Consider the following 10,143-nt stretch of genomic DNA (forward strand, 5'->3'; position numbering starts at 1 on the left):
TGTCCAAGACGTACGCGATGACGGGCTGGCGGATCGGCTACCTGGCCGGGCCGCGAGCGGTCGTGGACGCGGCGGCGCACGTGCACCGCACCCTCAACGGGTCGGTGAACACCGCCGTCCAGCGCGCCGCACTCGCCGCTCTTGCCCTGCCGAACAGCGTCGTGGACGCCATGGTCGACACCTACCGGCAGCGCCGCGACCTCGTGGTCGAGCGCCTCACGGGCGTAGCCGGCCTGCACCTCGTGCCACCGGAGGGCGCGTTCTACGGCTTCCTCCGCTACACCGCCGACCGCCCGTCCGAGGAGGTCGTCCGCGCGCTCGCCGCACGGAAGGTGCTGGTCCGCGCCGGATCGGAGTACGGGCCGTCCGGCGAGGGGCACATCCGGATCTCGTTCGCGGCCTCCGAGGACGACCTGCGGACCGGGCTGGACCGCATCGTCGGCCACCTCGCACCCGAGCGGCCGGGCCCGCCATGATCGTAGGCGATAGGCTTCGCATGCACTTCTACGAGGGCAGGAGGCCCGTGTCCGATCGGCAGGCCGCCCCGCGAGGCGGGCGCAAGCTGCGCAGTGACACCCTGCGCAACCGCCGGCGGCTGTTCGAGGCCGTGCGTGAGCTCGCCAGGGAAGCACCCGACGAGCTCACGATGCAGGCCGTCGCGTCGCGCGCCGAGATCGGTCCCGCCACCGCCTACCGGTACTACTCCTCGCTGGACGAGGTGCTCGCGGCATACGTGCTCAGCGTCGTCGAAGAGCTGAACGAGTTCACCACCGAGTCGACCGCGCAGGGCAGGCCGCTCTTCGACGCCGCCGTGGACAAGTGGCTGGACCTGCTGGTCGAGCACGGTCCCGCCCTGGTGCAGCTGCGGTCCCGCCGGGGTTACCTGGAGCGGCTGCACAACGGCAACGAGATCATCGAGACCATGCGGAACGCCTGGTCGGAGCCCGTGCTGGCGCTGCTCGGCGACCTGGAGCTGCCGGCGAAGATGCTCGAGCACGCCCTGTTCCTCAACAACATGATCTATGACCCGCGCGAGGTCCTGGACCTCATGAACGAGACGAGCCTGTCCCGCCGGGAGATCGTCACCCGGCTGACCGAGGCGTTCTGCGGCGCGCTGCGCGGCTGGGCCCGCGTCGGCTGACCGCCCTCGCGCGGCCCCACGTCAGCACCTGATCCGTTCCCCCGACTTGGGCCCCGCGCGCCCGTTAATTGATAAAACCATCTCAATCAATACGTTAGTTGCCATCTGCGAACGAAGGAGCCGTCATGTCCGGTGCGCCAGGCATGAGCGACGCGAGCGCCGAAGTCGCGCAGCGCATGGCGGAGGCGGCCGGCACGTGGCTCGACTCCCTCGACCCCGGCCAGCGCGAGGTGGCGGTCGGGCCGGCACCGGGCGCCGACGGCGAGACCGAGGCCGAACGAACCCGGTGGTTCTACACGCCGACCGACCACGGCGGCCTGACCTTCCACGAGCAACGTCCCGCCCAGCACCGGATGGTGATGCGGCTGGTCGCGAGTGGACTGTCCGAGGCCGGTTACACCACCGTCGCCACCGTGCTGGGCCTGGAGAACGTGCTCGACCGCGTCGAGGGCTTCTCGGTGGATTGGGGCCGGGAGCGCACCCGCGACCCCGGCCTCTACTACCTGCGGGTCTTCGGCGAGCCCGGCGGGCCGGGGCCGTGGGGGTGGAGGTTCGGCGGCCACCACGTCTCGCTCAACAACCTCGTGGTGGACGGGCGGGTCGTCGCGACCACACCGTGCTTCCTCGGCGCCGACCCGGCCGCGTCGCCGTTGCTGGGCGGCACGGCACTGCGCCCGCTGGGAGCGGCCGAGGACCTGGCCGGTGAGCTGGTTCGGTCCCTGCACCCGGACCTCACCGCCCGAGCGGTGTTGCTGCCCACCGCTCCGAACGACGTCGTGGCGGGCAACAGCTCCTGGGTCAGGGACCGCGTGCTGCGGCGGCGCGAGCTGTGGCGGCGCGGCGGGCACGTGCCCGACCGCGCAGACCACCCGGTCACCGGCCTGAACGACGCCGACCAGCGGGCGCTGGCCCTCACGCGGGAGCCTCGGGGCGTGCCGGGCAGCGAGCTCGACACCGGGCAGCGGGAGCTGCTGCGGGCGTTGCTGGGCACCTACCTCGGCCGCGTCCCGGACAGCGTCTCCCCGCTGTCCTGCTACGACGACCCGGCGGCGCTGGACGCCGTGCACCTCGCCTGGGCCGGTTCCACCGCGGCGGGCGAACCGCACTACTACCGCCTGCGCGGTCCGCGGCTGCTCGTCGAGTGGACCAACGTCCACCGCGGCGCCAACCACGCGCACGCCGTGTGGCGGGACCCGGAGGCCGACTTCGGCGGCGACGTCCTGGCCGCTCACCACGCCACCCACCACCCCTGAACGGAGTACGACGTCCATGGCCGGTCCACCCCAGCCCGACACCGACCCGCACACCACCCGTCCTACGCTCCGCGGGTCGTTCGGCATGTGCGCCTCGACGCACTGGCTCGCCTCCGCGACGGCCCAGTCCGTGCTGGAACGCGGCGGCAACGCCTTCGACGCGGCCGCGGCGGGCGCCTTCGTGCTGCACGTGGCCGAACCGCACCTCAACGGGCCGGGCGGTGACCTCGTCGCCGTGCTCGCCGCCGTGGGCGACCCGTCGCCTGTCGTGCTGGCGGGCCAGGGTCACGCACCGCGCGGGGCGACGATCGAGCATTTCCTGGCCGAGGGCCTGGACCACGTGCCCGGCGCGGGCGCGCTGGCCGCCGCGGTTCCGGGCGCCGTCGACTCGTGGCTGTGGCTGCTCGCCGAGCACGGCACCTGGGACCTGCCCGAGGTGCTGGCCTACGCGATCCACTACGCCGAGCACGGCGTTCCGGTCGTGCCCCAGCTGGCAAGGGTCCTGGCGACCGTCGAGAACCTCTTCCGCACGCACTGGCCGACCTCGTACGCGTTGTGGATGCCGGAAGGCCGGGTGCCCCGTGCGCACGAGACCGTCGTGAACACCACTTACGCCCGGACCCTGCGCCGGTTGTGCGCCGCGGGCACCGGTGGGTCGAGAGCGGCGCGCATCCGTTCCACGCGCCGGGCCTGGCGCACCGGCTTCGTGGCCAACGCCGTGGCCGAGTTCGCCGCGGTCCCCCACCGGCACTCCAGCGGCACCGACCACGCCGGCGTGATCACCGCCGCCGACTTCGCCGACTTCGTGCCGTCGCTCGAACCCGCCGTCACCGCGGAGTTCCGCGGTACCACGGTCGCGAAGGCGGGCCTGTGGTCACAGGGACCCGTGCTGCTGCAGGCCCTCAGCCTGCTCGACCACTTCGACGACGAGCAGATCGACCCGTCGACCGCGCAGGGCGTCCACACGATCACCGAGGCCGTGAAGCTGGCCATGGCGGACCGCGAGGCGTTCTACGGACACCTCGCCCCGGCGCGGGCGGAATCCGTTGTGCGGCAACTGCTCCACCCTGGTTACAGCGAGGAACGGGCAGGTCTGATCGGCTCGGTCGCGTCGACCGCGTTCCGGCCCGGCGACATCGGTGTCCCGCCGTACACACCGCCGCTCGTCACCGCGCAGGACGCCGTCGCCGCGGACGGGGTCGGAGAACCGACCGTGCAGCAGACCGGCGAGACCCGCGGCGACACGTGCCACATCGACGTCGTCGACCGGTGGGGCAACATGATCTCCGCGACGCCGTCGGGAGGCTGGCTCCAGTCGTCGCCCGCGGTGCCGGACCTCGGTTTCGCGCTGGGCACACGGCTCCAGATGACCTGGCTCGACCCCGCCGCGCCGTCATGCCTGGAGCCAGGACGGCGGCCCCGCACGACGCTGAGCCCGACGCTGCTGCTGCGCGACGGACGCCCGATGGCATCTCTCGGCACGCCAGGTGGCGACCAGCAGGACCAGTGGCAACTGCTCTACCTCGTGCGCACGCTCGCGTTCGGCCTCGGCCCGCAGGAGGCGATCGACGCGCCGGCCTTCCACACCAAGGCGTTCCCGAGCTCGTTCTGGCCGCGGACCTGGAGCCCCGGCAGCCTCGTCGTCGAGGAGCGCGCCGGTGCCGCCGTCGTCGACGGTCTGCGGGAACGCGGGCACGACGTGGCGGTGTCCGGGCCGTGGAGCCAGGGACGGCTGTCGGTGGTCACCCGCGATCCGGACACCGGCGTCCTCGGGGCGGCGGCGAACCCCCGTGGCGCCCAGGATTACGCGGTGGGCCGGTGACCGCCCGCGTCACGCCGGTGCACCTGGTGCTGGCCCTCACCTTCTCCACCGGTGTCGTCGACGCCGTCGGGTACCTGCGCCTGGACCAGGTCTTCGCCGGCAACATGACGGGCAACGTGGTCATCCTCGGCATGGCGGCCGTGGGAGGCACCGGACTCCCGGTGCTCGGTCCGGCCCTGGCGCTCGTGTTCTTCCTCGCCGGTGCGGCCGCGGGCGGACGGGTGCTGCGGACCACCGCGCCGGGCTGGGGCCACCGCTGCACGGCACTGCTGGCCGGCGCCGGCCTCGTGCTGGCCGCCACCGCGCTCGGCCTGGCCCTCATCGGGACGAGCGCCTCCGCGGTGATGGCGTCCTCTCTCGCGCTGGCCATTGGCACGCAGGCGGCGATAGCCCGCCATTTGGGCGTCAAGGACGTCACCACCGTGGTCGTCACCTCCACCCTGATCGGACTCGCCGCCGACTCCCGGCTGGGAGCGGCCCGCGGCCAGGGCGCGGGCCGGCGCGGGGCCGTGGTCGTGCTCCTCGTTCTCGGTGCCGCCGCAGGCGCGGCTCTGTGCCTCGTGCACGAAAGTCTCGCGGTCACCGCGGCGGCGGCAGTCGTGCTCGCCGTCACCGGCTTCGGCCACGTGTCCGCCTCCACCAGATCGTCCTCGTCCCCGACGAGAAGTCCCGTCACCGCACAACGACCAGGAGGACGCCCATGACCACCACCCCGGTTCCCCCAGCCACGATGAGGAAGTCGGCTCTCTGGGCGCTCGGCCTGCTGGCGCTCGCCACCGGCGCGCTGGAGTCGGTGGTGACGCCGACCTTGCCGCTGCTGCAACGTGAACTGGACATGAGTCCCGCGCAGGGAGCGCTGCTCAGCATCGTGCTGCTGATCACCGGCGCGCTCGTCACCCCGGTCGCGGGCAAGCTCGGCGACCGCTACGGCGGCAAGCGCGTGTTGATCCGGCTGATGACGGTGGTCTGCGCCGGTGGCCTGGTGTCGGCGCTGGCACCCAACCTGCCCGTGCTGCTGCTCGGCCAGGTGCTGCAGGGCGCCATGGTGGGCGCGCTGCCGCTGTCGTTCATCCTGGTGCGCAAGCACCTCCCCGCAGACCGGTCCAAAGTGGCCATCGGCGTCGTCAGCGGCCTGTTCGTGGGCGGCGGGATGGCAGGGACGCTGTCCGCCGGTCCCGTGGCCGAGCAGCTGTCCCGGCACTGGATGTTCGCACTGCCCACGTTCGCCGTCATCGCGGCGACCGCGCTGCTCGGCCGGCTGATGCCGGACGACCAGCCTGGTCACCCCCGCGAGGGCGGGATCGACTGGGCGGGCCTCGCGCTGCTGAGCTTGACGCTGGTCACGCTGATGCTGGTCCTCGCGCTGGCACCGGAGATCGCGTCGCAGCCGCTCGTGCTCGCGGGCCTCCTCGTCCTGCTGGCCGCGTTCGCGACGGGGTGGGTCGCCGTCGAGCGCCGTGCGGCCTCTCCGATGGTCGACCTGGGCATGCTGGCCCAGCCCGCGGTGTGGAAGTCGTGCCTGCTGACGTTCGTGATCTGCGTCGGCACCTCCGGGGCGCTCTACCTCGTGCCGCAGCTGTTCGCCGTCTCCGGTGACGGCTACGGGTTCGGCGCCGGCGCCACCCAGATCGGCTTCTACCTGCTGCCCGGCGCGGTGGCCGCGACCCTGGCCGGACCGCTCGGCGGGCTCGCGACGCGGCGCTTCGGCTCACGTGCCGTCGTGGCCTCCGGCGCCGTCCTCCTGACCGTCGGACTGCTCGCCATGGCCGCCGTGCACACCGAGGTCTGGCACCTGATCGTCGGCAAGGCGCTGGTCGGGCTCGCCAACGGCCTGTGCATCACCGCGATGGTGACCAGCACCGCGACCTCCGTCGACGAGGGCGACACCGGTATCGCCACCGGCCTGGTCCTGGTGACGCGCGTGCTCGGCTTCGCCGTCGGCGTCCAGGTCTGCGGCGCCATCCTCACCGCGGGCACCCTTCCCGGCTCGGACGTCCCCGCCGAGTCCGCCTTCGTCACCGGCTTCGTGATCGCCGGAGCCGTCACCGCACTGTCCCTCCTGGTCGTCCGCATCACCGGAAAAGGAACCCGCTCATGACCCGCACCGTCCTGATCTCCGGCGCCAGCGTCGCAGGCCCGGTCCTCGCGTATTGGCTCCACCGCGCCGGTGACGCGGTCACCGTGGTGGAGAAGGCGAGCGCCCCGCGCAGCGGCGGCTACCCCATCGACGTCCGCGGCACCGCCCTCGACGTCCTCGGCAGGATGGGGCTCCTGCCCCGGCTGCGGGAGGCCCACATCGACCTGCGCCGCATCACCTTCCTGCAGGGCGACGGCAGCCGGGTCGCCGCGCTGCGCCCCCACGCCATCAGCGGCGGCGTCGAGGGGCGGGACCTCGAGGTGCGGCGCGGTGACCTGACCGAGGCGCTGCACGAGGCCGTCCGCGACGACGTGGAGTTCCTGTTCGACGACTCGATCGCGACCCTCGACCAGCACGACCGCGGCGTGGACGTCACCTTCCACAGCGGCGCCGCACGGACGTTCGACGTCGTTGTGGCCGCGGACGGCACGCACTCCCGCACCCGCGAGCTGGTGTTCGGCCCCGAGGAGCAGTTCCACCGGTACCTGGGCTACTGCTTCGGCATCTTCACCATGCGCAACACCTTCGGCCTCTCCCACGAGACCGTCATGTGGAACGCGCCGGGCAAGGCGGCCGCGCTGTACGCCACCGGAAACGACGACGAGGTGCACGCGTTCCTCAACTTCGCCCTGCCGCAGCCGCCGTTCGACGCGTTCGGCGACCTCGCGGCCCAGCGGGACCTGGTCACCTCGGTCTTCGCGGATGCGGGCTGGGAGATCCCCGGCATGCTCACCGCCCTCCGCGGCGCCGAGGACCTGTTCTTCGACGCGGTCAGCCAGATCCGCATGCCGCACTGGTCGTCCGGCAGGGTCGCGGTGGTCGGCGACGCGGCGTACGCACCGTCGTTCCTCACCGGCCAGGGCACGAGCCTCGCGCTTGTCGGCGCGTACATGCTCGCCGGCAGCCTCTCCGGCCAGGACCACGCCGAGGGTTTCCGGCGCTACGAGCACAGCACCCGCGAGTTCGTGACCCTCAACCAGGACCTGGTCGGCAAGGGCGGCGCCACGCTCTTCCCCACCACCGCCCAGGACCTCGAGCGGCGCAATGAGAGGCTGCGCGGTCTCAGCGCCCTACCTCCGGCGCAGGGACGCGACGCCCACTCGGCTCTCACGTTGCCGGAGTTCGCCATGACGAAACAACGCCTGCGATACCCGGCGGAATCCTGACCTCACGCGGGTGACCGATACGTGGTGACAGTGGGCGCTGGCGACGTTGCACTGCATGCGGCTGTGAGCACGCACCGAGGAGGAGGAGGAGGAGGCCGAACGCTGCCTGGCACGACTCGGCCTCACCGGCACCGCAGGCGTGCGCCCGTCCGGCCACGGCGCCTTGGCCGCTGCGTTGGGAAGGCGACGTCGTGGTGTCCGTGCTGCCCACGCCGGAGCTCCGCGCGCTGGTGCGGCTGTGCCTGGAGCGCGGCGCGCACTGAGCGTGCTCCAGCTACGTGAGCGACGAGCTCGCCGCACTCACACGCGGCAGGCGGCGGACCGCGGCATCGTCTTGCTGGCCGAGGCAGGCCGAGGCGGCGGGAGTACGTCACCGAACGGCCGCAAGGCCACCAGGACGTAGGTCGTCGGTGGCAAGGCTTTCGAGTTGCACCCCAACCACGCCGTTCATCGAACAGCACCGGATGCCCGGCGCGTGGCGGATAGAGACGTTCATCCGCGGCACCGTCCGCCCGGATGGCTGACGCGGGGCGTGGTCGGAGGTGTTGGCCGTGGTGCGCGACGGTGACGACGACCAGGGCGTCGCACTAGGGGCGCAACTGGCAGGGAGGTACCTGATGAACGACGGTCACCTGGACCGCGTGGTCCCTTCCCTCATCCTGTCCGTCGAGACCGGGACAGGCGGCGCTGGTCAGGCGAGTACGTCGACGAGTCGGGCGAGACGGCGATGGCGCGGACGGTCGGTGACGCTGGCGTGCAGCGTGGCCAAGGTGCCGGTGGGCCGCACCACGCCTGGCCCGCACCGGGCGACGGCCGCGTCCTCCGCGGAGTGGCTCGGCTTCCTGGCAGAGCACGGCGTGTCGAGCCAACTGTGCCTGTCGACGCCCTCCTGATTACGCCAATGAGACATCAATATTGAATGATAGAGTTATCTCAAATAATTCAGTCCCGAGGAGGCGCACCTTGCTGTCCGACACCCACCCCAACGCCGTGTGGCTGGCCGACCTGTACCGGGGCGGAGCGGCGATCTCGGCCGATCCGGGCCTGAGCGAGGACGAGAAGATCCAGCGGCTGCACGAGCACACCGTCGAGGTGATGGAGAAGATGTCCCCGGACATGGTGATCCACACCGGCGGTGTTCGCCTGGCGGCGACCGGCGGAATGGACTTCATGCGCCGGTACATGAAGCGGCGAGCGGGTCTCGCCGACGCCAACGTGGAACCGGTCCAGTTCGACCAAATCCTCGCCGACGACCACTACGGCGTGGTGCACGGCACTTTCCGCACGTCGCGCGGCGACTGGACCTGGACCCGCGTCGGCATGGGGGCGTGGCGTTTCAAGGACGGCCTGGCCGTCGAGCACTGGGAGCTCTCGGACGGTCCGACGTGGGACGAGTTCTTCCTCGCCGGCGATCCGGAGCCGTTCACCGGGTCGGCACAAGAGTTTTGGACCCGCGGCGTCTAACGTCGGGCCTGCGGCCGACGATACAATAGAACTGTCTCAACTCATAGCATTGTTCTACTTGCGCTTGCGCAACGATATGGGGGCCGATCAGCGACCCGGCAAGCCGTCCGGCCGCCACGTCCTAGGCGACGCTGGCGACCGGCGGCACGATCCACAGGCCGGTGGTGGCGACCAGACCGGCCACGGCCATCTTCAGCATTTGTACGGCAGACCCAAGAGGATCTTCGTAGACGCTGCAGAGGCTCGGACGTGCACACCGCAACATCGGCCCGATCGGCGTTCACCCCAGCCGACGAGCTCGGCAACCCTGCGCGCGGGCATGCCGGAGGCCTTGATCGCTGGCCGTACGCCTTCCCGGAGAACACCTGGGTCGACATGCAGATCCCACGCGGCGTCTCGCACCAGTTCAACGCCGTCGGACCGAACGCCGTGATCGACCCGGTGCACCCGGAGGAGTCCATCGAGGCGTTGCGCGAGGGGATGTCCGACTGCCGCATGATGGCTCAGACGATCTTCCTCGCGGAGGAGAAGAGCAGCTCGGAAACGTGCGCAGACGCGCTTGCCTGGTCCGCTGGAGGCTGATGCCGGCGACACCGGCAGCTCGACGCCGGCTGGGGCCCGCCCGTGCGGACCCCAGCCGGGCCGATCAGAAGTCCTCGTCGAACGAGACCGTCCCGCTCACCCCGACCTGGTAGGCCGACACCCGGCGCTCGAAGAAGTTCGAGAGCTCCTGCACGTCCTGCAGTTCCATGAACGCGAACGGGTTCTTCGAGCCGTAGATCGGCTCGATCCCGAGCACCTGCAGCCGCCGATCGGCGACGTGCTCCAGGTAGGAGCGCATGTCGGCCACCGACATGCCGGCCACACCTCCGCCGAGCAGGTCGTCCGCGAACTGCACCTCGGCGTCCACCGCTTCGCGCAGCATCTCCCGCACCTGCTCGAACAGCGACTCGTCGAACAGGTCGGGCTCTTCGCGGCGGACGGTGTCCACGACGTCGAACGCGAACGCCATGTGCATGGACTCGTCGCGGAACACCCAGTTGGTGCCCGAGGCGAGGCCGTTCAGCAACCCGCGCGAGCGCAGGAAGTAGACGTAGGCGAAGGCGCCGTAGAAGAACAGGCCCTCGATGCACGCCGCGAAGCAGATCAGGTTGAGCAGG

11 protein-coding genes are annotated in these 10,143 nt (G+C 71.4%); 10 read left to right on the plus strand and 1 reads right to left on the minus strand.

Going from position 1 to position 10,143, the window contains the following annotated elements; genetic code table 11:
* From VF330_RS11360 to VF330_RS11405, 10 genes are all read left to right on the plus strand, one after another.
* Positions 1-476: aminotransferase class I/II-fold pyridoxal phosphate-dependent enzyme (locus VF330_RS11360; RefSeq protein ID WP_330851502.1), on the plus strand; the 476-nt coding region annotated here is incomplete at its 5' end.
* A gap of 20 nt (positions 477-496) precedes the next feature.
* Entirely contained in the window at positions 497-1,141 is a 645-nt protein-coding gene (locus VF330_RS11365; RefSeq protein WP_330851503.1) for a TetR/AcrR family transcriptional regulator, read from the plus strand.
* 125 nt (positions 1,142-1,266) lie between these two features.
* Positions 1,267-2,394: a DUF3500 domain-containing protein gene (locus tag VF330_RS11370; RefSeq protein ID WP_330851504.1), complete on the plus strand. Its 1,128-nt coding sequence runs from the start codon at positions 1,267-1,269 to the stop codon at positions 2,392-2,394.
* Positions 2,395-2,410: 16 nt separating this feature from the next.
* Positions 2,411-4,216 carry a gamma-glutamyltransferase family protein gene (locus VF330_RS11375; protein ID WP_330851505.1) on the plus strand — a complete coding sequence of 602 codons (1,806 nt, stop codon included), beginning with the start codon at positions 2,411-2,413 and terminating at the stop codon, positions 4,214-4,216.
* Positions 4,213-4,920: a YoaK family protein gene (locus VF330_RS11380; RefSeq protein WP_330851506.1), complete on the plus strand. Its 708-nt coding sequence runs from the start codon at positions 4,213-4,215 to the stop codon at positions 4,918-4,920. Before VF330_RS11375 ends, VF330_RS11380 begins: the two co-directional genes overlap by 4 nt.
* The gene (locus VF330_RS11385; protein ID WP_330851507.1) at positions 4,917-6,314 is read left to right on the plus strand and encodes an MFS transporter; all 1,398 of its coding nucleotides are present in this window, start codon (positions 4,917-4,919) and stop codon (positions 6,312-6,314) included. Before VF330_RS11380 ends, VF330_RS11385 begins: the two co-directional genes overlap by 4 nt.
* Complete coding sequence (locus tag VF330_RS11390) at positions 6,311-7,519, plus strand: FAD-dependent monooxygenase (RefSeq protein ID WP_330851508.1); 1,209 nt, start codon at positions 6,311-6,313, stop codon at positions 7,517-7,519. The genes VF330_RS11385 and VF330_RS11390 overlap by 4 nt, the downstream gene beginning before the upstream one ends.
* 551 nt (positions 7,520-8,070) lie before the next feature.
* Positions 8,071-8,412 (plus strand): hypothetical protein, encoded by a 342-nt coding sequence (locus tag VF330_RS11395; protein WP_330851509.1) that lies wholly within the window; start codon positions 8,071-8,073, stop codon positions 8,410-8,412.
* A 70-nt stretch (positions 8,413-8,482) separates the two neighbouring features.
* Positions 8,483-8,983 carry a hypothetical protein gene (locus VF330_RS11400; RefSeq protein WP_191299306.1) on the plus strand — a complete coding sequence of 167 codons (501 nt, stop codon included), beginning with the start codon at positions 8,483-8,485 and terminating at the stop codon, positions 8,981-8,983.
* A 375-nt stretch (positions 8,984-9,358) separates the two neighbouring features.
* Positions 9,359-9,565, plus strand: a complete 207-nt coding sequence (locus tag VF330_RS11405; RefSeq protein WP_330851510.1) for a hypothetical protein — start codon at positions 9,359-9,361, stop codon at positions 9,563-9,565.
* A 64-nt stretch (positions 9,566-9,629) separates the two neighbouring features.
* Here VF330_RS11405 and VF330_RS11410 read toward each other — a convergent pair.
* The coding region (locus VF330_RS11410; RefSeq protein ID WP_330851511.1) for a ribonucleotide-diphosphate reductase subunit beta at positions 9,630-10,143 on the minus strand (514 nt) is incomplete at its 5' end.

The organism is Lentzea sp., from assembly GCF_036380075.1.
Taxonomy (GTDB): Bacteria; Actinomycetota; Actinomycetes; order Mycobacteriales; family Pseudonocardiaceae; genus Lentzea.